This is a genomic window from Streptomyces sp. JHA26 (assembly GCF_002005565.1).
Taxonomy (GTDB): domain Bacteria; phylum Actinomycetota; class Actinomycetes; order Streptomycetales; family Streptomycetaceae; genus Streptomyces.
Window position 1 is genome coordinate 1 of sequence record NZ_BDJC01000084.1, and the last position, 25,530, is coordinate 25,530.

The 25,530-nt window shown below is 72.1% G+C and carries 22 protein-coding genes and 2 pseudogenes; 13 read left to right on the forward strand and 11 right to left on the reverse strand.

The features are described from left to right. Positions 1–17: 17 nt before the first annotated feature. The 5 genes from JHAT_RS31305 to JHAT_RS31325 are packed head-to-tail and all read left to right on the forward strand — an operon-like array spanning position 18 to position 9,433. Positions 18–6,347, forward strand: a complete 6,330-nt coding sequence (locus tag JHAT_RS31305; RefSeq protein WP_077801665.1) for an alpha/beta fold hydrolase — start codon at positions 18–20, stop codon at positions 6,345–6,347. Further along, entirely contained in the window at positions 6,344–7,624 is a 1,281-nt protein-coding gene (locus JHAT_RS31310) for a hydroxymethylglutaryl-CoA synthase family protein (RefSeq protein ID WP_253195666.1), read from the forward strand. Before JHAT_RS31305 ends, JHAT_RS31310 begins: the two co-directional genes overlap by 4 nt. Beyond that, positions 7,621–7,878, forward strand: a complete 258-nt coding sequence (locus JHAT_RS31315) for a phosphopantetheine-binding protein (RefSeq protein ID WP_077801666.1) — start codon at positions 7,621–7,623, stop codon at positions 7,876–7,878. Before JHAT_RS31310 ends, JHAT_RS31315 begins: the two co-directional genes overlap by 4 nt. Positions 7,879–7,892: 14 nt before the next feature. Further along, complete coding sequence (locus JHAT_RS31320; RefSeq protein WP_216353456.1) at positions 7,893–9,125, forward strand: beta-ketoacyl synthase N-terminal-like domain-containing protein; 1,233 nt, start codon at positions 7,893–7,895, stop codon at positions 9,123–9,125. A gap of 53 nt (positions 9,126–9,178) precedes the next feature. Then, entirely contained in the window at positions 9,179–9,433 is a 255-nt protein-coding gene (locus tag JHAT_RS31325; protein WP_077801668.1) for an MbtH family protein, read from the forward strand. Here the strand turns inward: JHAT_RS31325 and JHAT_RS31330 are convergent. After that, positions 9,381–10,058 (reverse strand): Crp/Fnr family transcriptional regulator, encoded by a 678-nt coding sequence (locus tag JHAT_RS31330; protein WP_143660554.1) that lies wholly within the window; start codon positions 10,056–10,058, stop codon positions 9,381–9,383. The two genes, JHAT_RS31325 and JHAT_RS31330, sit on opposite strands and share 53 nt — an antisense overlap. 333 nt (positions 10,059–10,391) lie before the next feature. Between JHAT_RS31330 and JHAT_RS31335 the strand changes: the two genes are divergently transcribed. From JHAT_RS31335 to JHAT_RS31355, 3 genes are all read left to right on the forward strand, one after another. Next, on the forward strand, positions 10,392–11,591 hold the full coding sequence (locus JHAT_RS31335) for a cytochrome P450 (protein ID WP_077801670.1): 1,200 nt from the start codon (positions 10,392–10,394) through the stop codon (positions 11,589–11,591). A gap of 10 nt (positions 11,592–11,601) precedes the next feature. Next, a complete protein-coding gene (locus tag JHAT_RS31340) occupies positions 11,602–11,805 on the forward strand; it encodes a ferredoxin (protein WP_077801671.1) in 204 nt (67 codons plus the stop codon). A 1,038-nt stretch (positions 11,806–12,843) separates the two neighbouring features. Then, complete coding sequence (locus tag JHAT_RS31355) at positions 12,844–13,215, forward strand: hypothetical protein (RefSeq protein ID WP_077801673.1); 372 nt, start codon at positions 12,844–12,846, stop codon at positions 13,213–13,215. 354 nt (positions 13,216–13,569) lie between these two features. Here the strand turns inward: JHAT_RS31355 and JHAT_RS35610 are convergent, their stop codons facing one another. The 3 genes from JHAT_RS35610 to JHAT_RS31370 all read right to left on the reverse strand — a co-directional run bounded on the left by JHAT_RS35610 (position 13,570) and on the right by JHAT_RS31370 (position 15,426). Next, a complete protein-coding gene (locus JHAT_RS35610; protein WP_253195667.1) occupies positions 13,570–14,064 on the reverse strand; it encodes a hypothetical protein in 495 nt (164 codons plus the stop codon). Further along, the gene (locus tag JHAT_RS35615) at positions 14,061–14,816 is read right to left on the reverse strand and encodes a helix-turn-helix domain-containing protein (RefSeq protein ID WP_253195668.1); all 756 of its coding nucleotides are present in this window, start codon (positions 14,814–14,816) and stop codon (positions 14,061–14,063) included. Before JHAT_RS35615 ends, JHAT_RS35610 begins: the two co-directional genes overlap by 4 nt. Positions 14,817–14,973: 157 nt before the next feature. Then, positions 14,974–15,426 (reverse strand): helix-turn-helix domain-containing protein, encoded by a 453-nt coding sequence (locus JHAT_RS31370; protein WP_077801674.1) that lies wholly within the window; start codon positions 15,424–15,426, stop codon positions 14,974–14,976. Positions 15,427–15,554: 128 nt separating this feature from the next. Between JHAT_RS31370 and JHAT_RS31375 the strand changes: the two genes are divergently transcribed. From JHAT_RS31375 to JHAT_RS31390, 4 genes are all read left to right on the forward strand, one after another. After that, on the forward strand, positions 15,555–16,472 hold the full coding sequence (locus JHAT_RS31375) for an NADP-dependent oxidoreductase (RefSeq protein ID WP_077801685.1): 918 nt from the start codon (positions 15,555–15,557) through the stop codon (positions 16,470–16,472). A 66-nt stretch (positions 16,473–16,538) separates the two neighbouring features. Beyond that, positions 16,539–16,682 carry a hypothetical protein gene (locus JHAT_RS34830; protein ID WP_171991148.1) on the forward strand — a complete coding sequence of 48 codons (144 nt, stop codon included), beginning with the start codon at positions 16,539–16,541 and terminating at the stop codon, positions 16,680–16,682. Between the two features lie 280 nt (positions 16,683–16,962). Then, complete coding sequence (locus tag JHAT_RS31380) at positions 16,963–17,841, forward strand: SDR family oxidoreductase (RefSeq protein ID WP_077801675.1); 879 nt, start codon at positions 16,963–16,965, stop codon at positions 17,839–17,841. A gap of 958 nt (positions 17,842–18,799) precedes the next feature. Then, complete coding sequence (locus JHAT_RS31390) at positions 18,800–19,486, forward strand: GAF and ANTAR domain-containing protein (protein WP_077801677.1); 687 nt, start codon at positions 18,800–18,802, stop codon at positions 19,484–19,486. A 585-nt stretch (positions 19,487–20,071) separates the two neighbouring features. On the opposite strand, the gene JHAT_RS31395 is transcribed toward JHAT_RS31390, so the two are convergent. The 7 genes and pseudogenes from JHAT_RS31395 to JHAT_RS31425 form a co-directional block, all read right to left on the reverse strand. Further along, positions 20,072–20,458: an SRPBCC family protein gene (locus tag JHAT_RS31395; RefSeq protein ID WP_077801678.1), complete on the reverse strand. Its 387-nt coding sequence runs from the start codon at positions 20,456–20,458 to the stop codon at positions 20,072–20,074. Between the two features lie 46 nt (positions 20,459–20,504). After that, the gene (locus tag JHAT_RS31400) at positions 20,505–20,768 is read right to left on the reverse strand and encodes a hypothetical protein (protein ID WP_077801679.1); all 264 of its coding nucleotides are present in this window, start codon (positions 20,766–20,768) and stop codon (positions 20,505–20,507) included. Positions 20,769–21,331: 563 nt separating this feature from the next. Continuing rightward, positions 21,332–21,471, reverse strand: a pseudogene (locus JHAT_RS35620) (DDE endonuclease); the annotation flags it as partial. Further along, positions 21,468–22,007 (reverse strand): winged helix-turn-helix domain-containing protein, encoded by a 540-nt coding sequence (locus JHAT_RS31410; protein ID WP_077801680.1) that lies wholly within the window; start codon positions 22,005–22,007, stop codon positions 21,468–21,470. The gene JHAT_RS31410 and the pseudogene JHAT_RS35620, both read right to left, overlap by 4 nt. 145 nt (positions 22,008–22,152) lie before the next feature. Continuing rightward, on the reverse strand, positions 22,153–22,332 hold the full coding sequence (locus JHAT_RS31415; protein WP_077801681.1) for a hypothetical protein: 180 nt from the start codon (positions 22,330–22,332) through the stop codon (positions 22,153–22,155). 106 nt (positions 22,333–22,438) lie between these two features. Continuing rightward, entirely contained in the window at positions 22,439–24,199 is a 1,761-nt protein-coding gene (locus JHAT_RS31420) for a SpoIIE family protein phosphatase (RefSeq protein WP_077801682.1), read from the reverse strand. Between the two features lie 453 nt (positions 24,200–24,652). After that, positions 24,653–25,252, reverse strand: a pseudogene (locus JHAT_RS31425) (transposase); the annotation flags it as partial. A 50-nt stretch (positions 25,253–25,302) separates the two neighbouring features. Here JHAT_RS31425 and JHAT_RS31430 point away from each other — a divergent pair. Then, on the forward strand, positions 25,303–25,530 hold a 228-nt coding region (locus JHAT_RS31430; RefSeq protein ID WP_143660556.1), incomplete at its 3' end, for a transposase.

Below are 25,530 nucleotides of genomic sequence, written 5' to 3' on the forward strand. Positions count from 1 at the left end.
CGCCCGCGGCTCCGCCCATGCCGGCCCCGCCCCTGCCGGGCCCGCCCGAGCGGCCCGCGCCCGTGCCCGAGCGGCCCGCGCCCGTGCCCGAGCGGCCCGCGCCCGTGCCCGAGCGGTCCGCCTCCGCGCCGGTGCCGGAGGAGGAGATCGCGGTCGTGGGCATGGCCGGCATCCTCCCCGGTTCACCGGACCTGGAGACGTTCTGGGCCCACCTGGCCGCCGGCGACGACCTGGTCACCTCGGTCCCCGAGGACCGGTCCGACCTGCTCGCCGACCCCCGCACCCGCGACGTACGGGCCGGGTTCCTGGACGACATCGCCGCGTTCGACGCCAATCTGTTCGGGATATCGCCCCGCGAGGCCGCGCTCATGGACCCGCAGCAGCGCCTGTTCCTCCAGGCCGTGTGGCGGGCCGTCGAGGACGCCGGGCGGCGCCCCGACGACCTGGCGGGCACCAGCACGGGCGTGTTCGTGGGCGTGGCGACCTCCGACTACGACGAGCTGCTCACCGCGCACGGCGTGCCGACCGAGGCGCACATGGCCACGGGCGTCGCCCATGCCGTCGTCGCCAACCGGGTGTCCCACCTGCTGGACCTGCGCGGGCCCAGCGAGGCCGTGGACACCGCCTGCTCCAGCGCACTGGTCGCACTGCACCGGGCCGTGCGCGCGCTGCGGGCGGGGGAGTGCGACGCGGCCCTGGTCGGCGGGGTCAACATGACGCTCAGCCCGGCGGTCTTCGTCGCCTTCGCGCAGGCGGGCATGCTGAGCGCCGAGGGACGGTGCCGGACGTTCGACGCGGGCGCCGACGGTTACGTACGCGGTGAAGGAGCCGGGGCACTGCTGCTGAAGCCGCTGCGCCGGGCCCTGGCCGACGGCGACCACGTCTACGCCGTCGTCAAGGGCAGCGCCGTGAACCACACGGGGCGTTCGGCCTCCCTGACGGCACCCAGCCCGCGGGCGCAGGCCGAGGCCGTGGTCCGCGCCCACCGTGAGGCGGACGTCGAGCCGGACACGATCGGTTACATCGAGGCCCACGGCACCGGAACCCGGCTCGGCGACCCCGTGGAGATCGAGGGCCTGAAGCAGGCCTTCGGCACCCTGTACGCCGAGCGCGGGCTCGCGATGCCGACGGAACCGGTCACCGGAATCGGCTCCGTCAAGACGGCCATCGGCCACCTGGAGGCCGCGGCGGGCATCGCGGGCGTGCTGAAGGTCCTGCTCGCCATGGAGCACGGCGAACTGCCCGCCCTGCTGCACCTGAAGGACCCCAACCCCTACCTGCGGCTCGAGGGTTCGCCGTTCCGGCTGGTCACCGAGCACAGCGAGTGGCCGGTGGTCCGGGCGCGGGACGGCCGCCCCGTGCGCCGGGCGGGCGTGAGCTCCTTCGGGTTCGGCGGCACCAACGCGCACGTCGTCCTGGAACAGCGGGTGACGCAGCCGGAGCCGCCACGCCCGGAGGCCGCGGCGCACGGCGAGCGAACGCTGTACCCCCTGTCCGCGCCGTCGGAGCCCGCGTTGCGGACCTACGCGGGACGGCTCGCCGACGCGCTGGAGGACCGACCGGACCTCGACCTCCGTGACGTGGCGCTGACCCTGCGCGACGCACGCGCCGAACTGCGCGAACGTCTGGCGCTGGTGGCCGCGGGCCGCACCGAGCTGATCACCGCCCTGCGGGCTGCCGCCGACGGCGGAACCGGCACCGGAATCCACCGGGGCACCGCCACGCGCCGGCCATCGGCCGATCCCTCCGCGACCGCGGAGCCGGGGAGGACCGGTGCGGCGTCCTCGGCGCCACGGGCCGACGCCGCGTCCGCACAGGTCCCGCGGGACGTGGACGCGCTGGCGGCCGCCTGGGTGACGGGTGCCGTGCCCTTGGCGCCCGTACGAGGCGAGCGTCCCCGGCGGCTGCGGCTTCCGAGTTTCCCGATGAGCACCGCACGCCACTGGTTCACCGTCCCGTCGACACCCACCGTGGAGCAGCCCGTGACCTCGTCCCCGCCGCGTCGCGCCCCCGTCCGGCTGGCGCCCGTCCGCCGCACGGCCGCGGCCCCGGCAGTACCCGCGCCACCGGCTCGGCAACCGCTGACGGCGCACGCGACGTCCCGGCCGGCTCCCGCTCCCGCCCCGGCAGTCGTTCCGGACGCGGCCCGGACCGCCGTCGCCCAGGCCGGACCGGCGTCCGCGGACCGTGCTCCCGACGACGTGGCGGACGTGGTGCGCTCACGCCTCGCGGACATCCTCGGCACACCCGCCGAGGAGGTGGACCCGCAGCGGCCCTTCGGCGACCTCGGCCTCGACTCCATCTTCCGGATGGACCTGGCCCGCGCCCTGAACGTGGAGTACGGCACGGAACTGTCGGCCGCCGACCTGTACGAACACGACACGGTGGACCTGCTCGCCCGCCTCGTCGCCGGCTCACGGACCACCCCACCCGCCGACGCGGCCGAACCCGGGGCCGGGACCACGGCCGCCACCGGCTCGCAGCAGTCGTCAGCGGCCGGGGAAGCCACCCCCCGGGACACGGCACCCACCGGTCTCCTCGCCCTGCTGGAGAGCCTCCTGGACCGTCGCCTCGACCCGCACATCGCCTTCACCGACGCCGGACTGACCTCCTTCGACATGCTCCGGGCGATCAGCGCGCTGGAGAGCCGCTTCGGGGCCCTGCGCAAGACCCTGCTGTTCGACCACCCGACCCCGGCCGAGCTCCACGCCTTCCTGGCCGAACGGTACGGCGAGCACGCGGTCTCCTCGCTCACGCCCACGGCGGCACCGGCGAGCGGGAACGGTGGCGAGGCGGCACGGCAACCCTCTCCCGGGGCGGGCGCCGGGCGGAGCGGACGCAGGCCGGGCGCCGGGGAAGGCGGCACGCCGCTGATCGTGCCGCGCAGCGACCCCGGTGACGCGGAGACGGCCGGTCTGCTGGAGCGGCTGCTCGGCCGGTACGGTCGCGAGACCGGCCTGGCCGGCCGCGACATCGCGCCCCTCGCCTTCCTCGGCGCCGGACGGCGGGGCTACCTCATCTTCTCCCGGTCCGGTGACGACCTGCTGGCCTGGAGCTACGTGGGCCCCGACGACCACTTCGCCGAGCTGGCCGGGGAGTTCGTGGAGTACGCCGTGGGGGAGGGCCTGCGGCCCAACTTCCTCTCCCTCCTCCCGCTGACGGAGGTGGGCGGCCACCGGGTCACGGCCACCCCGTTCGGCGCCCTGCAGCGCCTGGAGGACATCGGGCGGTTCGACCTCGCCGGGTCGGCGAAGAGCCGGCTGCGCAACATGGTGCAGCGCTTCGCCCGTGCGGGCGAGTGCCGGACGGCCGAGTACGTCTCCGGCTCCGACCCCGCCCTGGACGCACGGCTCGCCGACCTGGTGGACGCGTGGACGCGCGGGAAGGAGATGACCAACCCGTACGTGTGGAGGGTGCGCCGGGAACTCCTGGACGGCCGCCTCGGCGACAACCACCGGGTCTTCCTCACCACCGTCGACGACGCCCTGGTGAACGCGGTCGTCGTCACCCGTGTCCCGGCGGAGAACGGCTATCTGCTCGACGTGGAGTTCTATCCGCCCGACATGCCGAGGGGCGGACTGGAGTTCGCCCTGGTGCGCATCATCGAACAGCTCGCCTCCGAGGGCGTCGAGGTGTTCAGCTTCGGCGCGAGCTTCGGGGTGCGGCTGGGCGACCCCTCCCACGCCGACCCGGAGGCCGAGCGCGCTCTGCGGGAACTGGACGAGGCCGGGATCTTCGGCAGCGGCAACTTCCGCTTCAAGAACAAGTTCCGCCCGGTGAACACCCCGCTCTACCTCTGCCGCCCGGCCGAGGGCCCGCGCACACCGGTGGCGGACGTCATCCTGATGATCGCCGACCCGCACACGGCACAGGAGCCCCCGGCCACACCGGAGCACCGGACGACCACCCCCACCGGCCGGCCCGGCGCCGGCCCGGCCGACCGGCCCGTGTCCCCACCGGCCGCCGCCGACGAGCACACGCCCCGGCCGCCTGCGGCCGAGACGTCACCGCTCGCGGCCGCCCCGAAAGGCCGGCCCTCGCCCGCCCCCCTCCCGGCCGATCGGAGGGCACCCTCACGACCGCTGCCGGCCCCCACGCCTCCCGCCGGAGCCACCACCTCCGGCCCCCGGTCCGGCGACGCGCCCTCCGCGCCCACCGCCCCCGCCCGGAAGGACACCGGGCGGCACGCCCCACCGCGCACGTCCCGCACCCCGGCCGGCCCGGCATCCCTGGCGGGTGCCCACGCCGCCCCGCTGCTCGCGCACGGGTGCAACCCTCTCCGGCTGCCCTTCTCCGAGGTCCCGTTCGACCTGCTGACCGACTCCTGGTCCGAGCGCGCCGACGCGTTCATGACCGAGCGGCTGCGCACACTGTCCGAGTCGGCCCTCGGTGGCGACGACGCGGAGGACGACCTGCCCTGGCTGCCGTTCCCGACGGTGATTCCGACCGCGTCGGGCCGACAGGCCGAGGAGTTGCTCTGCCGGTGCTGGCCGGGTGCGCGCGGGCGCGTACCGCACAACCGTCTCTTCCCGACCTGGCTGCGCAGCCTCGCCGCGAGCGGTTTCCACCCCGAACGGCTGCCCACGACCGGCGCAGGCGGCGACGTGGACCCGGAGGCGCTGGCCGCAGCGCTCGCCGACACCGGCACACCGGTCTCCTTCGTCGCACTCGAGCTCACCTGCAACGCCGCGGGCGGCGTCCCCCTGTCCCTCGCAGGGCTGCGCGCGGTCCGCGACCTCACCCGCGCCCACGGCGTGCCCCTGGTGCTGGACGCCACCCGGCTGCTGGAGAACGCCGCGGCCGTGGTGGAGGACGAGGAGCCGATGCGTGGCCGGGGCCTGTGGGACGCCGCGCGCGAACTGCTCGCGCAGGCCGACGCCGTCACGTTGAGCGCCGGCAAGGACTTCGGCGTCCACCACGGGGGCCTCGTCGCGACCGCGCTGCCCGAACACGCGGACCTGCTGCGTGAGGAGACCACGGCCCGCGGACCCTGGGCCGGGCTGCTCGAGCGGCGCACCCTGCGCCGTGCGCTGCTCGACCTGGACGGCGTCGCCAAGCTCGTACGGCGCCGTCTCGCAGCGGTCACCACCCTGCGGCAGGCCCTGCGATCGGCGGGCGCCCCGCTGGTCGACGTCCCCGGCTCCCACTGCGTCCTGCTGGACGCGCGGCGCGTACCGGGCGCGGCGGAGCTCAGCCACCCCGTCCCGTCCGTGCTGGCCTGGCTGTTCGCGCACACCGGGGTCCGCGGCGGCCCGCACCTCGGCGACGACGGCCTGATCCGGCTCGCGGTGCCCGTGGGCTGGCCCCGGAAGGGGATCACGGACCTCGCCGGGCGGCTGTCCCGGCACTTCCTGTCCCCGCCACCGCTGACCGCCCTGGAGCCGGCCGGCGAAGGGGACGGCACGGGCGGCGACCCGGCACGGGCCGTCTACCGGCCGGCGGACGGCGGGACACGGGCCCCGGCCGGGCCCGCCGTGCCGCGCGACATCCTGGAGGAACTGGAGGAGGGGTACGCGCCCGCCGACGAGAACGCCAGGCTGCTCGCCGAGGCGGTGCCGGACGTGGAGCGGCACGTGGTGCGGCTGGCGGACGGCGACGTCGAGGTGTTCGCGGCCGGCGACGGCCCCGTCGTCCTGCTGATGCACCCCTTCAACATGGGCGCCGGTGTCTTCGCCGAGCAGTTCCGCGCCCTGTCCGGGCGTTACCGGACCGTCGTCGTCCACCATCCCGGCGTCGGCGCCAGCACCGCCCCCACCGACCTGAGCCTGGCGGGCATCACGGACAGCAGGACCGAGGTCCTCGACCGGCTCGGAGCGACGGGACCGGTGCACGTGGTCGGCGCGTCCTTCGGCAGCCTGCTCGCCCAGTCCTTCGCCCTGCGCCACCCGGAGCGGACCGCATCCCTCACCCTGATCTGCGGGTCCTTCCGGTACGCCAATCGCGAGGGCGGGGTGAACCGGCTGGAGCGGGTGGTCGCCGAGGACCTCGACCGGATCGTGTCGGGCTCCGGCTCACCGCGCATCGCCCGGGACCGTGACCGGCTGACGGAGCTCCTGCTGCGCAGCGAGAGCATGGACGCCCGCACCGGGCTGCGCTACCTCGACCTCTTCGCCGGGGAACCGGACCTGCGCGAGCGGCTTCCCGAGATCTCCGTACCGACCCTGCTCGTGCAGGGCCGCCACGACTCGGTCATCCCGCTCAAGACCGCCCATCTGATGCACGGACTGATCCCCGGCGCGAGCTACGAGGAGATCCCCGACGCCGGGCACTTCCCCTGCGTCACCCACCCCGACGAGGTGAACCGGCTCCTGGCCGCGTTCCTCGACCGCACCGGGAGGCGACCGTGAACGACCGGCCCATCGGCATCGACGCCATGAACGTGTACGGCGGTCTGGCCAGGATCGCCGTGCGCGAGCTGTTCGCCGGGCGGGGCCTGGACCCCGACCGCTTCGACAACGTCGGCATGGCGGCACGCTCCGTGGCGCTGCCCTTCGAGGACCCCGTCACCCACGCCGTCAACGCCGCCGCGCCGCTGCTGGCGGGGCTCTCCGCCGAGGACCGGGACAGCATCGGCTTCCTCATCACCGCCACCGAGTCGGGGCTGGACTACAGCAAGTCCGTCGCCTCCTACGTGCACGCCCACCTGGGGCTGTCACCGGCGTGCCGGCTTCTGGAGGCGAAACAGGCGTGCTTCGCGGCCACCGCCGCCCTGCGGCTCGCCGCCGGGTACGTGGCCGCCGAGCCGGGCGCCAAGGCGCTCGTCATCGCCACCGACGTGGCGCTGGCCGACGCGCGCGCCTCCTACGCGGAACCGGCCACGGGCACCGGCGCGGTGGCCCTGCTGGTCGGCGAGGAACCCCGCGTGCTGGCCCTCGATCCCGGGGCGACGGGCGCCCACAGCTTCGAGGTCCAGGACACCGCCCGGCCCACGCCCGACCGCGACATCGCCGACGTCGACCGGTCCCTGCTCGCCTATCTGGAATGCCTGGTCGGCGCCTACGGCGACTACCGGGCGCGCGTCCCGGAGGCGGACGTGGCCGACACGTTCGACCTGCTCGTCTTCCACACCCCGTTCTCGGGCATGGTGAGGGCGGCGCACCGCAGACTGATACGGGAGTTCGGCCCCCCGGACGGCCCCGCGGCCGGCCTCCCCGACCGCCGGTGGATCGACGAGGACTTCGACCGCCGCGTGGCACCGTCGCTGCGCTACCCCGACATCGTCGGCAACCTGTTCTCCGGCTCGCTCTACCTCGCGCTGGCCGGCGCGATCGACACCCTGCGCCCGCGGGGCGAGCTCAGGGCCGGGCTGTTCTCCTACGGGTCGGGCTGCTCCTCGGAGTTCTTCAGCGGGGTCGTGCGCGACACGGCAGCCGGCACCCTTGCCGCCCTGGACATCGCGGGGCGGCTGGAGCGCCGCGCCGACCTCACCTTCGCCGAGTACGAGGAGCTGCTCCCGCACAGCACGAGTTGCCTGGTACCGGTCGCGGACCGCGACATCGACCCGTACGCCTGGAAGGAACTGCTGGACCGGGTGCCGGGCCGGGACCGGCTGCTGGCTCTGACCTCGGTGAAGGACCACCACCGCCACTACGACTGGATCACGGAAGGAACCACTGCGCGATGAGCGACACCACGGCCGTCGGCCACGACGAGATCCTGCGGACGATACGGCGGCACACGGTGGCCGTCGTACCGGAGGCCGATCCCGCCCGGATCAGGCCCGAGCGCACCCTGGACGAGCTGGGCTGCAACAGCATCGACCGGGCCGAGATCCTCACCGGTGTGCTGGAGGAGCTGGACATCGACCTGCCGCTGGAGAAGCTCACCTCCGGCGCGACGGTGGAGGAGCTGGCTCGGCTGATGGACGAGCACCGCTGATGCGTGGAGAACCGGTGGTGATCTCAGGGGTCGGTGTCCTGTGCGCCGTGGCCGACGACGCCGCCGCGTTCGCCGCCGCCCTGCGCGAGGGCCGGTGCGGGATACGGCAGGGCGCGGACGGCGGGCCGGGCCGCGCCGATCTGGACGACGAGGCGCCCGAACGCGCGCTGGAGGCGCTGCGCGGGAGCCCGGGCCTGCCGGTGGACCGGGCGCTGAGGGCGGCCGGGCGCGCCGGCCTCGCGATGCGCGCCGCCGTGGCCGCGGCGCTTCAGGCGTGGGACGACGCCCGGCTGACCGAACAGCCCCCGGAGCCGGACCGGGTGGCCCTCGTCGTGGCGGGCAACAACCTCACCGGGCGGCAGCTCGCCGAGCTCACCGCCCGGTACGCGCACAAGCCGCGGTTCGTGCCACCGCGGTCCGCGCTCCGCCTCCAGGACACCGATCAGGTGGGTGTGCTCAGCGAGGTGCTCGGTGTCGAGGGGGAAGGATGTACCGTCGGGGCGGCCTCCGCCAGCGGCAACCTCGCCCTGGTGCAGGGCACACGGCTGGTCGCCTCCGGAGCGGCCGACGCCTGCCTCGTGGTCGGTGCGCCCGCCGATCTGTCCGACGTGGAACGGCAGGCGTACCTGAACATCGGCGCGATGGCACCGGGCCCCGCCGCGCCCCCCTTCGACCCCGACCACAGCGGTTTCGTCGCGGGCCGGGCGGCGGCCTGTGCCGTGCTGGAGTCCGAGAGCTCGGCGCGCCGCCGCCGGGTGCCCGGCTACGCCCGCGTCGACGGCGCGCACGCCCGGCTCGCGGCGACCAGCTCCGCCGCCCCGGACCCGCGGGCCGAGGCGGCCGCGATGACGGGCGCGCTGCGCGACGCCGGAGTACGGCCGGACCAGGTGACCTACGTCAACACCCACGGCACCGGCTCCCCCGGGGGAGACGCCGCCGAACTGGCCGCGATGGGCGAGGTGTTCGGCCACACCGGCCGACGCCCGTGGGCGAACGCCACCAAGGCCCTCACCGGGCACTGCCTCACCGCGGCGGGGGTGGTGGAAGCCGTGGCGGTCGCTGTCCAGATGCGCGGCGGCTTCCTGCACCCGACTCCGGGCAGACCCCCCAAGGACGCCCGTGGCGTGGAGTTCACCACGGACGCGGCCGTGCCCGCCGACATCTCCCACGCGCTGTCCAACGGATTCGGATTCGGCGGGTTCAACAGCAGTATTCTCCTCTCCGCCCTGCCGCGGACGCAGCGCTGAACGTGCTGGCCGGCAGAGGGAACCGCCGGAAGGAAAGACACACAGGAGGAGCAGTGAACCCCTTCGAGGACGACGAGCTGGAGTTCCTCGTCGTGGTCAACGATCTGGGCCAGCACGCTCTGCAGCCCGTTTTCGCCGGGGCTCCGCGGGGCTGGAGAACCGTCCACGGGCCGGCCGGCCGAGGCGACTGCCTCGCCTATGTGGAACGGCACTGGGCCGGCCCGACCGGGGTTTCGACCCCGGCATCCCTGAAGGTCAGTCGCGCGTGTTCAGGAACTTCACAAGCTCCGGGACGTTCACCGTCATGAGGGAGCCGGGCCCCGGCTCCAGCATCCCCCGCATGCGAAAGTTCTTCAGGAAGAAACCGACCCGCGACCGGGTGGTGCCCACCATTCCGGCCAGTTCCTCCTGGGTGAGGCGCTGCGTCATCACCACCCGGCCGCCCGGCTGCTGGACACCTATTTTCCGGGCCAGCCGCAGCAGCGCGAAAGCCAGGCGCTGCTCGCAGTTGTCCGTCACCAGATGAGTGATGAATTGCTGCTGCTCGCACAGCCGCCGGGTCAGCAGCCGCAGGAAGTCACCGTAGAGATCCTGGTCGTCGAGCGCCTTGAAGAGACTGCTCTGCGGAATTCTGCGCAAGGTCGCCGGAGTCATCGCCGTGGCGCTCTCGTAATGCTCACTGTTGAGTAAACAGGACTCCCCGACGAGATCTCCCGGTGAATGTATGCTCAGCAGGCACTGTTTTCCGGATATGGACACCGTCGTGGTCTTGACGTATCCGTCGAGAACCAGATAAACGTTGCTTCCTCGGCTTCCGGCCGCGTACAGGAGTTTTCCACGGGGGACCCGCACGACCGATGTTCCGGTCCCGATCCGCTGCAGGGCGGACTGGACAGAGGCGTGGAATCCCTGATTGGCGTGAGTGGCAGTCACAGTCAAGAAATCTCCCGCGGTTCTGAGTTCTTGATCCGGCCGGCCGAGCCTGTGAGCCCGGCGCTGGAAACTCCATGCGTTCTCGCCGAGTTGGTTCGCCTTTCCCTGCGTGGCCAGAGGACCTGGACCCGCCGCTGATGACCCTCGTGGAACCCGCGTCAGATGCGGCGGCGGTCCCGCCCCAGACTCCTAACCGACAACTCGGTGGAATGTCAACGGCCGCTCGAGGTAGGCGACTTGAGTCGCCGTTGCTCAGTATTGAGCAGCCGCGGGGGCGAGCACGCGTCTAGCCTCACAGCCGATCAGGCACCCGAAGGGACGGACGAGGTGGTCATGAAGGATGCAGTGAGTCTCGACTTCCCGCTGACGGCACGCACGTGTCCTTTCGACCCCCCGGAGCGCTACGCCGAGCTGCGTGCCACCGTCCCCGTGAGCAGGGTCGCGCTGCCCAGCGGACAGACCGCCTGGCTGCTGACCCGCCACGCCGACGTACGCGCGGTCCTGGACGACCCGCGATTCAGCTCCGACATGAGCCGCCCCGGCTTCCCCCACCTCTACCCCAAGCCCGTCGAACCGGTCCTCAAGGGCACCTTCATCCGCATGGACGGTGAGGAACACGCACACTACCGCCGCATGCTGACCGGGTTGTTCTCCGTCAAACGGGTCGAGGCGATGCGGCCCTTCGTGGAGCAGGTGGTGGAGGACTGCCTGGACCGGATGGCCGCCCACGGCGCACCGGCCGACCTCGTGCGGGAGCTGGCCTATCCGGTTCCCTCCCGTGTCATCTGCGGCCTGCTGGGCGTCCCGCACGAGGACCACGCCACCTTCGGCGGCTACCTCAACACGCTCTTCGACGGCTCCAGCGACCAGGAGCAGTTCGCGGCGGCCAAAGCGGGTCTGAGCACCTATCTGGACGCTCTGGTCTCGAAGAAGGAGAAGGAGCCGGAGGACGACCTGATCAGCGTGCTCGTCGAGCAGCAGTACAAGCCGGGCCGCCTCAGCCGCCAGGAACTGGTCACCATCTCCTGGATGCTGCTCGCCGCCGGCCACGAGACCACCGCCCACATGATCGGTCTCGGTGCGCTCACCCTGATGGAGCACCCCGACCAGCTCGCCCGGGCCACCCGGGGTCCCGCGGCCATGGCGGACGCCGTGGAGGAACTGCTGCGCCACCAGACCGTCATGCAACTCGGCATGACCCGTGTCGCCGTCGCCGACGCGGAGATCGGCGGCACGCTCATCCGGGCCGGCGAGGGAGTGATCGCGCTGCTGTCCCTGGCCAACCGCGACCCCGATGTCTTCCCCGACCCCGACACGGTGGACGTCACCCGGGGCGCCCGTCACCACGTCGCCTTCGGATTCGGGCCGCACCAGTGCCTCGGCCACTCCCTCGCACGGCTCGAACTCGCCGTGGTGTTCGACCGGTTGTTCCGCCGCTTCCCCAAGATCCGGCCCACGACGCCGACGGCCGACATCCGCTTCCGCCAGGACGCCATCGTCTACGGCGTGGCGGAACTCCCCGTCGAGTGGTGACGGCAGGCCCATGCTCAGGATCGCGGTGGACTCCGAGAAGTGCTGCGGGGCAGGCACCTGTGTGCTGATCGCCCCGGAGGTGTTCGACCAGACCGACGACGAGGGCCTGGCGTTCGTCGTGTGCGGGGAACCGGACCCCGAGCAGGCGGACTCGGTCCACGAGGCCGCACTCGCCTGCCCACGCGGCGCGATCACGGTCACGGAAGAGGACTGAGGCGAGGGGGTGTCCGGGCCCGACGCGGAGACAGCCGCTGAGGGAACCGACCGGAAGCGGGCAGAGGACCACCCGGGCCTTCGGCGGTGCCCGGCGATGTCGTCGGGGTCGAAGCCGGGGCCGGGAGCGACCGGGCCGTCCACGGTGACGCCCGCCGCGTGGACGCCGGAGGAGCCGTACTGCCGGCCGAGCAGCGCGATCAGGGCCCGGACGCCCGCCATGTCCGAGAAGAGGCTCACGTACTGCGACTCGGGCCCGGGCGTGCCGCCCGTGACGGGAAACGTCCCGCTCCCTCGCGCCGCCACCATCGGCGCGAGGCGTGCTGCGGCATCGAGTGCGCCGACCACGTGCCGTCTCAGGACGAGCCCACCCTCTCCTACGAGGAGTTCCGCGCCCTGTGCGAGGCTCCCGACGTCCGGCACAAGGTCGCCGAGATCGAAGCGGCCGCCCGCCGGTGCACGGAGCAGGCCGCCACAGCCCTCGCCGCACCCCTCCTCCACGGCCCGGCGACCCGCGCCGGCCGCCTCGGCAACGCGTACGGCACGGGCGCGAGCGGCGTGTCCGTGGCTGCGGTACCCGTTCGGGGACGTGACGTGGCAGCGCCAGGAGGGCATCCAGTCCGTGCCTCGTGTGTGCCCCACATGGGGATGCCGTGGCGCTGCTGACAGCCGTGTCACGGCATCCCGTCCCCGGCACCGCGCGGAAGGACACCGGTGGTCGCCGGCCGGTACGACCATTGCACCCACACGGGGGGCGCACTCACCGAACCCCCGACAGCGCCCCCTCACGTGCCGTTACCAACAGCCCATGCTCACCGCTTGCTGCGCGGCCTGGCCGCCGCCACTCTCGCCGTCCCGCCCCCCACCACCACTGCTCCCACCCACGTCTCGCAGACACCTCCACTGGAGCCTTGCCGCCGATGACGCGGAGGCGGCAGCCCTGGCCGGACGACGGCCGACTGCCCGGAGCAGACCGTGACATACGAGTCGGCCCCGCAACCGGCGGGGTGAGACCGTGCACGCGAACAAGGAGAGACTCATGATCACAGCACGAAGGACAGGGGAGCGGATCGCCACTCTCACGGCTTCCCTCACCGTCGCCGGCGGGCTGCTGCTGGCAACCGCGGCGCCTGCGAGTGCCGAAGTGAAGTCCACCTGCGGCACGTACATCTGCGTCGCCACCGCCTACCAGGGCCGCGACTACGTCCAGGACATCACCGTCACCACGCGGGACGGCCTGCCGGGGACGCTGCGCGCGTTCGTCGGCGACTACCGGGCAAGCAAGGCGAACGCCTCGCGGTGGCGGTTCGTCGTCGACCGGGAGATCAGGGCGTACCCGAGGCTGGCCGTCTGCGGCGGCCTCGACCGCGGCGGCCGGGTCATCGAGAACCACTGCGTGATGATCCCCTGAAGCCCCCACGGACCCCTCGTCCTCCACACCACGGGTCCCGGGGATCTGCCATGACGTCCCCGGGGCCCGCTGTACGGAATGGGTGAGGAAGGACGCCGCTTCGCGGCCGCTACGCCCCCGTTCCGTACTCCACCTACCTGGCGGCCGCCGTCGTCGGGCTGCGCGACCGAGGCGTCAAGGTATCTGGTGATCGCAAGGACGAGAGTCGCGTCGTGCTGGCCTGACTGTCAGGCTCCTGCAGTCCGGGGAGCGGCGCGGCCGAGGTGAGACGGTCGGCGCCGACCTGGACACCGGCGACGGCCGGCCCCGATGGTTCTGAGGTCGGCCGTCGGCGGGACGGATTGGACAAGCACGTCATCCCGGTGTGGGGGACTCCTGTTCAGCGGTGCTGCCGCGTCCGACGGTGATCGCCCAGGTGGCGGTCGATGGTGCGGTGACGGTTACTGTGCCGGCCCGGTGGGCGGCTTGCACGGCGAGTTGGTTGTACGTGACGGCGGGTTCGCCTGTGCCGCACTCCAGCGGGAAATCCGTTCCCAGGACGGGCACCGTGACCTTGATAGTGCCGGTGCCCAGACAGCTGACGGCTACGACGAGTGCCTTTCCCTGCGGGCCGGCGTCGTAGGAGAAGCTCGCGTTGCCGCGCGTCGCACCATGCCGGCCGGCGAAGACTTCACCGGCTTCGAGATCAAGCGCTGGGGGCGTGACTGCAACGCTTGGCGGACTGGGCGTAGGCCTCGATGTGCTGGACGCCGAGGGCGCGGAAGCCTCGTCTGCGCTCTCGCCAGAGGTGCAGCCCACCGCCATCAGCAGCAGAAGAGCCGACGCCACCGCTGCGTGGCGCGCGCTCACCTGGTCTCCCACAGCACCCAGCCGACCCGGCGGGGCGTGTAGATGGTCACGTTCTTCTTCACGCCTATGGTGCAGTTGGCGTACAGGTACTGACTGTAGCCGTAGGACTTGAGCCGGTAGACGCCGTAACGGGCGTGGGTGCTGTGCTTCGACGGAGTGTCGACCGCGATGGTGCTGCCCAGCTTCGCCGTCAGCTCCACGGACAGCTCGACGCCGAACTTTCCCTCGATCTCGACGACCGCGGCCGAGCCTCCGACCTTCAGTTCACCGCTGTAGGCGATACCGATCTTGCCGGTCACCTCGGAGGTGAAAGTGGACCTGGCGGTGCGCGAGGTGCCGTTGTAGTTGGTCTGCTCAGCATCCACCCCCTTGTGGTAGTCGGGCCTTGGATCAAGGCCCGACTGCGACAGACCCATCTCCTTCGCCATCGCCCGCGTCGACCAGTGCGTGGCATTCTTCGGCGTCGACTCCAACGTCTTGGTAACCACCGCGGCCACCTGCTCGTCGGTGACCGTCCTCGGGCCGCCGGGACGCGGCATGTCACCCAGGCCGGCGATCCGGTGCTCGACGAACCGCTTCCGCCAGCGGCCCACCGCATGCGGTGTCGAACCGAGCTGGGCGGCCACGTCCTTGTTCGACGCACCGGTCGCGCACGCCAGGATGATCCGGCACCGCAAAGCCCACGCCCGCAAAGTGGAACGGCGCCGCACCCATCCCTCCAGCGCAGCCCGCTCCTCATCCGACAAGGTCAACTCGGCCTTCGGCCGCCCAGTACGCACCACCAGGCAGCCCTGCACATCTGAACAGAATTCCTGACTCAGAAGACTAGCCGAGGTTGCATGCCGCGGCCCTGCGGCCCCGCAGCCCCCGGCCGTGGTCACACGCTGCTCCCGGCACCGCGGCGGAGATTCAATCGGCCGCCCCGACTTGTCTGTGGTCGTACTCGTGGCGATGAGTGAGCACTTCCTCCATGTGACCCTCCGCCCATTCCTTGATCCCCCGCATGACTCCCTGGAGCGAGTGGCCGAGAGCGGTGAGTTCGTAAGTGACGGTGACGGGCACCGTGGGGGTCACGGTCCTGGTCACCATTCCGTCGCGCTCGAGTGCGCGCAATGTCTGCGTAAGCATCTTCTGGCTCACGCCCGAGATCCGGCGGGACAGCTCGGAGAAGCGCATGGCCCGCGGTTCGCCGGCAGTGCTCTGCCCGGGACGCGGGCCGTCCCCGCCGAGCGCGGCGAGTACGAGGGCGACCCACTTGTCGGAGATTCGCTCCAGGAGCTGTCGGCTGGGGCACATCGCGAGGAACGCGTCGTACTCCCGCTTGGCCACGGCCCGCCGCTCGGACGCGGTGCTGGTCGCCATCGGTCAGTCATCTCCTCAGCTCGGTGACTTACGCACTTCAAGGTGGCTGCTTCCCCTTGGAAACGGGGTTCTTCCATGCTGGTGTTCCAACACGGGGACGGCAAGACCCCGCAGAAAAGGAGCAGATGATGAGTGAGACGACTTCTCGGCGAGTCGTGGTGCGCGTTCCGTCCGGGCCCGAGGCGGTCGAGACCGTCGACGTGCCGGTGGCCGAGCCGGGGCCGGGGGAGATCCGCGTCAAGATCGCCGCGGCAGCGGTCAACCCGGTCGACCTGGGCGTGGCCGGGGGGGTCTTCCACCGGCTCGGAATGGTCCACCAGCCGGACTGGACCGGTCTCGGCTGGGACTTCGCCGGCACCGTCGAGGCCACCGGGCCCGGCGTCGAGCTGTCGGCCGACACCCGTGTGGCCGGGTTCCTCGACGGTTTCGACCGCGACCACGGTTCCCACGCCGAACACATCCTCGTCCTCGCCGCGAACGTCGCCGTCGTACCGGACGGAGTCGACCTGGCCGCAGCTGCGACGGTGCCGCTCAACGCCACCGCCGCAGCCCAGGTCGTCGACCTCCTCGGCGACGTGCCGAGCCAGGCCCGGCGCCTGCTGGTGACCGGCGCGGCCGGTGCGGTGGGCGCGCACGCCGCCGTGCTGGCCCAGGACCGCGGCTGGCAGGTGACCGGACTGGCCCGAGCGGCCGACGAACAGTTCGTCCGGAGCCTGGGCGTCGACTTCGCCACCGACCTCGGCCAGGGCTGGGACGCCGTGGCCGACGCCGGAGCCCTGCAGGAACCCGCCCTCCGGGCGGTGCGCGACGGTGGTCGTTTCGTCGGCGTGCAGCCCGCTGCGAGGCTTCCCGAGGAGCGCGGCATCACCGTCGAGGTCATCTTCGCCCGTCCCGACGGTCCGCTGCTCGCCGGCTTGCTCGCGCGGGTGGCGGCGGGGGAACTGCCGGCTCGCGTCCATGCCGTTGTGCCGCTCGACAAGGCGGCCGACGCCTACCGGGCGATGGCGGAGGGCGGCGTCCGCGGCCGGATCGTCCTCGTCCCCTGACAGCGCGACACGAACACGCGACAACCGTGTCGCCGCACACGACCTCCTCGACGGGCAGGACAGCTGATGCTCGCCGTCGTCGCCGGCCTCCTCGGTACGGGCCTCGCCTTCGCGGGGCTGGTTCCGGCCCGCGTGCAGGGGACGTTCGGGAGGGGGCGCCACGTCGGTCCGCGCCTCCTTCTCGCCTACATCGCCGTCGGCTCGACATGAGTGGGGAAGGGGGACCCCCTTGAGGTGTGCCCCTCCGCCTCCGCGACTTCGTTCGTGTACGTCTCGTGTACGCGAACCGTACGGTCACCGGGACGTGAGCGACCTGCGCGCAGGGCCCCGAGAAAAGCCGGAGGTGCCTGCATCCGCCCCCGCGGTCCCGGCATGCATCCCCGCCCCCCGGGTACTCCCGCGGCACGGTCCGTGCCGCGGGAGCGCGAGCGGTACGCCGGTCGGCTCCCACCGGTGGTGAGCGAACGAAGAGCACGAGGAAAGGCGAACCGTGAACGATCCGCAGCACCCCGCGGAACAGTACCCGCAGCCCGACTTCCCCGCCCAGGAACAGCCGCATCCCGGCTGGAGCGGGCCGATGGACCCGCCGCCCGACCACGGTGAGGAGTCGTACCGCGGCACCGGGCGGCTGGCGGGCCGCAAGGCCGTGATCACCGGCGGCGACTCCGGCATCGGGCGGGCCGTCGCCCTGGCGTTCGCCCGCGAGGGCGCCGACGTGCTGTTCACCCACCTCGACAGCGAGAAGGACGAGGCAGCCGAGACCGCGCGCTGGGTGGAGCAGGCGGGCCGCAGGGCCGTCCCCCTGTCGGTGGACATCCGCGAGGAGGACAACTGCCGGACGCTGGTCGGGCGGGCGGTGGAGGAATTCGGCAGGATCGACATCCTGGTGAACAACGCGGCCTACCAGATGTCCCAGCCGGACGGCATCGAGGCCATCTCCACCGAGCAGTTCGACCGGGTCATGCGCACCAATCTGTACGGCATGTTCTGGGTGACCAAGCACGCCGTGCCGCACATTCCGCAGGGCGGCAGCGTCATCAACAGCGCCTCGGTGCAGGCGTACAAACCCAGCCCGCATCTGCTGGACTACGCGATGACCAAGAGCGCGATCGTCACCTTCACGCAAGGGCTCGCGCAGATGCTGATCGACCGGGGCATCCGCGTGAACGCCGTGGCGCCGGGACCGGTGTGGACCCCGCTGATCCCCGCGACGCTGCCGGACACGACGGAGTTCGGCAAGCAGGCGCCGATCGGGCGGCCCGCGCAACCGGCCGAGATGGCGCCCGCGTACGTGTTCCTCGCTTCGCAGGAGGCGTCGTACATCACGGCGGAGATCGTCAACGCGACAGGTGGGACACCGCTTCCCTGAGTCCCCCGGCATCCAGCGGTCCACCCTGCCGGGCCACCCCTGCGGCCCTCCCCGGGGCGGGCCGAGACCACCGTTCTGGCCCGACGCCGCTCGGCGCCTGGGCCCCCCGACGGCTCGCCGGCCTCAAAGCGCGGTCCGGGCTCCCACCCCTTGGGGTCGTTCGACCGCCCATCGGCAGATCTTGCGCGCGCAGCCCGGTGAACACCGGCAGCAGGTGGCCGCGGGCCACCGGACAAGGGGGCGGCGGCATGGCCGAGGGCACGGTGTTGGCGGCGGTGAGGAACATCCGGAAGCAGGAGGTGCCACCGCCGGGAGACGGTCCGGGTCGGGCGGCGGATCGAGACGGCTTCGGCGGCGAGACGCACGGGGTGACCCGGGCCCCCGGCACCGGCGGCTACATGATCGAGCGCCTGCGACCGAACGAGCAGGAAGGGTCCCTCACCGCCATGACGCCGGCGCAGAGACGAAGGGCACGGAGCACGAGGACGGCGGGCTGAGCCCACGAACCGGAAGGACCCGACAGCGCCCGCGACGCACAGGCCTTCCGCACGCGCTGAGAACCCGTACGGGGCTGCCGCCCGCCGGCTGTGCGAACGGTGCGGAGAAGTACGGGTGCGCATCCTGAGCGGACCGGACCACATCGCCGCCGACTCCCACCAGGGGGTGAGGAGTGGCATCGACCGTCCGTACCTGTCCGGCGTCCTCGCAGCGGGCAGCAGCCGTGGTCGTTCGGCTCAGGACTTCTCCGGCCGGGCGCCTGGCGCCACCGTGCCGTTCATGCCCAGCGGTCCCAGCCGGTGCGAACCGCGTCGGCTGGGACAACGCTCCCTTTTCGATGTCACCGCCTCGACGCCACGGGCGGCCTGGTCGGCGGGTGCGGATGCCAAGGCGGCTGGATCACCGTGTGCGACGCTGGGGCAAGCGCCCTCGATTCTCACGGGGCGCGGGAGGAGGGCGGATGGACTGGCGTGGGTTCGCTCAGCAGATGGCGTCTCTGGCGCGGGATCTGCTGGCGCAGGAGTCCGTGGAGGACACGCTGACGCGGATCACCGGGGCGGCGACCGAGCTGGTCGAGGGCTGTGACGAGTCCGGCATCCTCGTCCTGAGCGGCAGCAAGGTGCGTTCTCTCGCACCGACCGGGCAGCTGGTCGTCGACAGTGACCGGTTGCAGGAACGGCTGGGGGAGGGGCCGTGCTTCGATGCCGCCCGTACCAAGACCGGCGAGCGGGTCTACCGCATCACGGACTTCACCCGGGAAGAGCCCCGCTGGCCCGCCTTCGTGCCTCAGGCCCATGACCTCGGGGTGGGCAGCATGATGGGTTTCCTGCTCTACACCGAGGACGAAGAGCTCGGTGCTCTCGACCTGTACTCCCGCAAGCCCGGTGCCTTCACCGAGAACAGCGAGACGGCCGGCTGGCTGCTGGCCTCCCACGCCGCCGTCGCCCTGGCCGGCGCCCGCACCCACGCCCAGATGGACCAGGCCGTCGCCACCCGCCACACCATCGGCGAGGCGATGGGCATCCTCATGGGCAGCCGCCACCTCGCCGAACAGCAGGCCTTCGACGTGCTGCGCCGCTACTCGCAGGACCACAACATCAAGCTCCGTGAGGTCGCCCGCCGGGTGTGCGAAACGGGCACCGTGTGACAGGCCCGAGGCGGCTTCCCCGGCCCCAGGTCTGGACCGGGGAAGCATTAGCGGGGGCGGCCCCCAGGGAGAACGCTGCCGACCTCGCCTGAAGGCAGAGTCCCCCGTGCAGCGGTGCCGATGCCCGCATGTTCCGCCTACGCCGACGTACAGAGAATCCGTCACGGGCGCGCCGTGCGGAACGACCGGGGCCCGCACCGCCGACCAGGCGGCGCCGGCCGCGGCACACCGCATCCCTCACTGCCGGACACCGGCGGACCGGTGCCGACGAGCCATCCGGTGGTGACCGACGTCGTCAGGCGACGAGACCCCACACCAGTGCGGCCATGGCGGTGAGTGCGGTGATGGACACCATCACGTTGCGGACCGGTCCCGGACGACGGCGGGCGGGACGGCCGGCGCGAGCAGGTGATCAGGCGCGGCTGCCGGCCCGCCTCGGCGGCCTGGGCGCGGAGGGAGAGCCTGGTCCTGGCCCGTGGCCGCACTGGTGACGACTGCGCCGGCCTGTCCCTGCCGCCTCCGTGACGGTTGCCCCGTCCTCGCTCCGATCCTGACCGGATCGCCGTGTCCGCGCCGCGGCCAGGTTCAGGGCCGCACCAAACGCCTGAGAGCGACTCGTGCCAGCGGCGCGTAGCCCGCCAGAACGGGCATCGGGCCGTGCAGGGTGACGCTTGCGGCGCTGCCCTGCGGATCGGGCCGTACGGCGTGGTGGAGGCGCAGTCGAACTGGCCCCAGCCGGACCCTCCACGCCCATGTCCGATGCCGGTGATCGACGCTTTCGACGACGAAGGGAATCCGTAGCCCCGCGAACGATTCGACCGTCCCTTGGAGCGCTGGTGTTATGCACAGGACGTCGGTGTGGACGCCCCTGATCTGCGGTGACCAGGACGCCCACCGGTCCACGCGCACATAGCGCTCCCAGACGGTGGCGGGCGTCGCCGGACCGGTGACGTCGAGTGTCAGCCGTGCCATGAGCCGCTCGACAGGAGCCCGCTGCGCACGCTGATGTGCGGGGCGCTCATCCGACCTCGCCACGCAGGTACTCGGTCAGCGCCTTGCCCGGCCGGAAGGAAGCCGTGCCGTCCTCCTGGGCCAGGCTGCCGAAGCTGCCCAGGTTGACCGTCCCCTTGGACTTCAGTGCTTCGGCGATCGTTCCGGGATTCTCGACGGTGCCGAAAAGGGCGTCGAAGACGCGTGGAACGTCCTCGCTGCCCGATTCACCCCCGCCCGAGGCCCGTGCGAGACGGCGTGCCGTCAAGTCGAGGAGCTCCGTCTTGTCCATCGCCGCATCCGCCCATCGTGTCGGTAGTCCTGCCGCAGCCTTTCCACCATCACCGCGTTTCGGCTCACCCGCATCCGTAGGGCCACCCGTCCGTGCCGACGCGGCCCTGGCTGAAGCACGGCGCACACGGTCACGCCGGGCGCGGCCGTGCCCGCCGCCCTGATCTCCCCGGCCGTCCCCTGGCCGCCGTGGTCCGGGTGGCGCCCGCGCTGGACGCGCCGACGGTTCACCGTGGCCGCCGACGCCCCGGTGCGCTCCACGAGCCATGCCCGGCCCACCACCCGCCGCCGTCCCGCCGCCGTCCCGCCGCCGGCGGTCCGGCCCACCTGGGCGGTCTTCCCGGTCTCCGGCTCGTGGCAGCTGTGGGGGCCGAGGGTCTTCCGCCTGCAGGGGACACCGCGACGTGGACCCGTGTCCCCCGCACACGGCCGATGCGGCCGTCGCCACTGCAATGCGGGCCGCCGGCGGAGAACCGGCCGGCACCGGACCGCACCTCGGATTCCGTTGAGCGACGGGGTGACGTGCGTCAGCACCACCCCCGGGTTCCACCAGGGACCGGCCGCGGGAGCCGGACGGATCGAGGGGTTGGCGGGTTTGTAGCAGCACAGCGCGGCGGCCGAAGTCTGCGGCGGGATCTTCCCCGAACGCGGATAACGGGCGTGTGGCCACGTCGTCCCCAGGTCCGGGCCCGGGGCGGAGTCATCGAGAATCCGGCCTCGTCCTCGAAGACGATCCACGCCCCGGACGCCGCCGCGAGACTTTTACCTGCGGCCACACCTCCTTCTTCCACAGCTCCACCGCGTGCTCGTCGCGTTCGAGTGCACGGCGGGCAGGTGCCTGCCAGGACCAGCCGTGCCGCTTCAGCAGCCGCCATACCGTCGCCACCGACAGGCTCACTTGCAGACGACGGCGGATCACCGTCTGGACCCGGGCCAGAGTCCAACGCTCATCGACGAAGCCGTGCGCTGACGGACCCTTGCCGAGTTCATCCTCGAGCATCGCAAACTGGGCATCGGTAACGGTCGGGGAGTTGGCCGGGCCCGCGGAGCGTAAAGCCTCCATGCCGCCCTCGCGCCAGGCCCGGCGCCAGCGCTCCACCGACCGCACACTCACCCGCAGGTCCTTCGCGATCACTGCGGTCTTCTCACCCGCCGCGAAACGCGCGTCGGCCTGGAGCCGGATCCTCTCCCGAAACGCCCGACGCTCAGCGGTCAGGCCCCCACCCTCCGGATACCGCATCCCATCGGCATACCGCAGGGATCATGAACCGTCACCACCCGACGACAATCCGAAAACCTCAGTAGGAGCGGTCACGGGTGAAGTCCTCCTCAACGTGTGTGTAACGGCTTGTGGCGGGGCTCTGGGCCCCGCCACAAGCCGTCCGCTACGCGTCGCGGTCTTCGAAGTTCCGGCGGACCGCCGCGCCCTGGTCCTCCGTCAGTCCGGCGTCGTCCGGGAGTTCCAGCACGGCGCTGCAGTGCTCGCACAGGTTCCCGTCTCCAGCGGGGGTGCCGCAGGCCTTGCAGAAGCCGGTGTGGTTTCGGTCCTCTGGTGTGTTCGTCATGGCCTCTTCCGCTCGTCGGGACAGGACGGACGGCGGGTTCCCGGAACGGCGGTGCGGATGCCGAGACGGGGCGGTGTGTGGGCGACGCATCAGCGCCGCGCTCGTCTCACGGAACTCTCCCGGCGACGTCGGAGGACTCCGCGGTGCGGGCGTCCGCCCGGGTCGGTGTGCGCAGTGTCAGGAGGGCCACGTCGTCCAGCCCGGGCGGCTGGACTCGGCGCAGCAGTTGGTCGGCGAAGGACGGCAGGGGCCGGTGGGCGAGGGCTGCGGCGTGCTGGCGCAGCCGGTCCAGACCCTCGTCGAGGGTGCGGCCGGGCGCTTCGATGAGCCCGTCCGTGTAGAGGAGAAGAGTGCACCCCGGAGGCAGCAGGATCCTCGCATCGGGGCGGGACCGGCTCAAGCCCGTGCCGAGCAGGAGACTGTGCCCGTCGGTGAGGTACTCGGTGAGGCCGGTGCGGGTGACGAGCAGGGGCGGGGGGTGACCCGCGTTGGTCCAGGAGAGCTGCCAGGCCCCGTCGTCCGTCTTGATGAGGCGGGCGAAGACGAGTGTCGCCATGGAGACGTCGGTGATGGGCATGATCGCCTCGTCGAGGCGCTCCACGATGAGGCTGGGGGGCTCCTGCTGCGACCAGGCGTAGGCGCGGAGCATGTTGCGCAGCTGGGCCATTCCGGCCGCGGCCTCCAGATCGTGGCCGACGACGTCGCCGATGGCCAGCGCGGTGGCGCCGTCGGACAGGGTGAAGGCGTCGTACCAGTCCCCGCCGACCTGGGAGGCGTCGGGGGCGGGTAGATAGCGGACGGCCATCTGCAGCCCGGGGACGCGCGGCATCTGGGGCAGCAGATGGTTCTGCATCGTCTCGGCCACCGCGCGCTGGCGCTGGTACAGGCGCGCGTTGTCGAGGGCCAGGCTCGCCCGGCGTGCGATGTCCTCGATCAGGGGCAGGTCGTAGGTGGAGAACTCCCCCGGTTTGTCGGCCCGGCCCAGGGTGAGGGCTCCCAGGATCTCCCGGGTCCCTCGGAGGGGCACGATGGCGGCGGAGTGGATGCCGGTGGCCTCGAACAGACGACGCTGCTCGACGGCGATGCCGGAGTCCGGGGCGCGCCGGTACGTTCCGGGTCCGGCGATGGCGGAGGCGACACCCCGCAGGGCGCGGGAGAGGGGCATCGGCGATTCCTCGGGCACAGGAGGCATCGGCCCTTCGAGGTCCTCACGGTGCACGATGCGGTCCCCGTCGACATGCACCACGGAAGTCCGCCACACCTCGTCGTGCTCGGTGATCAGGTCGATGACGGCCCAGTCCGCGAGCCGGGGCAGGACCAGGGACACCAGTCGGCGCAGCGTCTCGTCGACGTTGAGGGTGGCGGTCACCTGGGTGGTGGTCTCGGCCAGCAGGGCCAGGCGTTCGAGTTCACTCATGGGCTCCGCCTGCTGTGCGTCCGGCCCGGCCGGCTGCACCTGCTCACGTGGATGGAAGATGACGAGCGTGTGGGTGTCGTCCTCGTTCACGGTGTACGGCGTGATGAACCAGGAGACGGCCAGGACGGAGCCGTCCGCGCGGGCGAAGTAGTCGCTCTCTCCCTGTGCAGGATGCCCGGCGTGGAAGGCCAGCCGCATGGCGCAGCGCGTGGCCGGAATCTGCTCGCCGTGAGGTCCTCGGTGCAGTAGGTCGTGGGCGTCCTGGCCGGCCATGCTCTCGACCCGGCGGCCGAGCAGGTTCTCGGCGCGGGTGTTGGCGTCGATGATGCGGCCCTGCTCATCGACCACGTACGCTCCGGCCCTGATGACTTCGAGGGCCGGGACGACCCGACGGGGAGGCGCTTTCCGGGGCTTCCCGTGGCCGGTACCCGTGTCCTTCGCGCCTGCCATGTCTGGGCCTCCTCGTGGCCGCGCCGCCTCGGTCCCGCCTCCGCCGCGTGGCTGTCCTGTAATGTTTGCCGATCCGTTCTTCTCTATGCCCTCGTGACGGCGCGGAACTCTCCCTCGTCCGTCGTCCCGGTCCCGTCAGCCGCCCGTACGTCCAGCTCGAGGGCTGCCGGACCACCGGACGAGGCGGCCCGGCCGGGACCCGGGTGCCGCGGCGTCATCGACGGTAGCCGAACGAGCGGCCCGGCCGCGTCGCGACGAGTGACGTCCTGCTCGAAGCGAACACGTCGGATCGGCTGCCGGTCGCCGCTTCCAGGGCGACGGTGGCAGGTCCGGAGGCCGCCGGGGCCGGTGAGCGAGGCCCTGCCGGCGCGCGCCCGCCACCCCGTCGTCACGGTGCGCCGGGCGACAGGAGTGGTGGGTCCTCCCCCCGGGGGGGTGCCTCTATGTCTTTCGTCAAGCGGTGCGGGGGCTTCTGAGTTCGTAGAAGGTTCCGTCGCGGAGCATGGCGAACAGAACGCTGATGCGGTGGCGGGCGAGGCGGAGGAGGGCCTGGGTGCGGGTTTTGCCGCGGGCTCGGCAGCGGTCGTAGTAGGTGCGGGAGGCGGGGTCGTGGAGGGCTGCGAACGCGGAGAGGAACATCGCGCGTTTGAGCTGTCGGTTTCCGCCTCTGGGTGCGTGTTCGCCGTGGATCGAGGTCCCCGACTGCTTGGTGGTGAAAACGAGGCCGGCGTAGGAGGCCAGGTGGCCGGCGGTGGGGAAGGTGCTGGCGTCGCCGACGGTGGTCAGGAGGACTGCGGCGGTCCTGACGCCGATGCCGGGCATCGAGGTCAGGACCTTCGAAAGAGGGTGGGCCTCCAGCAGGGCTGCGATCCGGGCCTCCAGGGCCCGGCGTTGCTCATGGACGGCGGCCAGCGACTTCGCCAGAGACGGCACGATCACGTCGAGGGTGCCGGTGCCCGGGACGGTGACGGTCTGCTCGTCGAGGGCGGCGAAGACGTCGTCGGTGAGCCGCTCGGCCATGCGCGGTGCTTTGGGCCGGATGACCTCTATTAGTGCTTCGTTACGTGGGGTGATCTCGCCTGGTGGTGGGCATCTTCTCTGGTATGAGGCTGGGGGAGGTGGAACGGCTCCGGGGTGAGTTATCGGAGTTCGTTGCCGATGTGTTCGCCTCGTTGCCGCGGCGGGATCAGCGGCGGTGGGGCGCGTGTTATCTGCGGGGTCTGATGCTGGACGGCCGGCGCAAGTCGATCCAGCCGATGGCCGAGCGGCTGCCGGACGGGAACATGCAGGCCCTGCAGCAGTTCGTGAACCAGTCGCCTTGGGATCCGCTG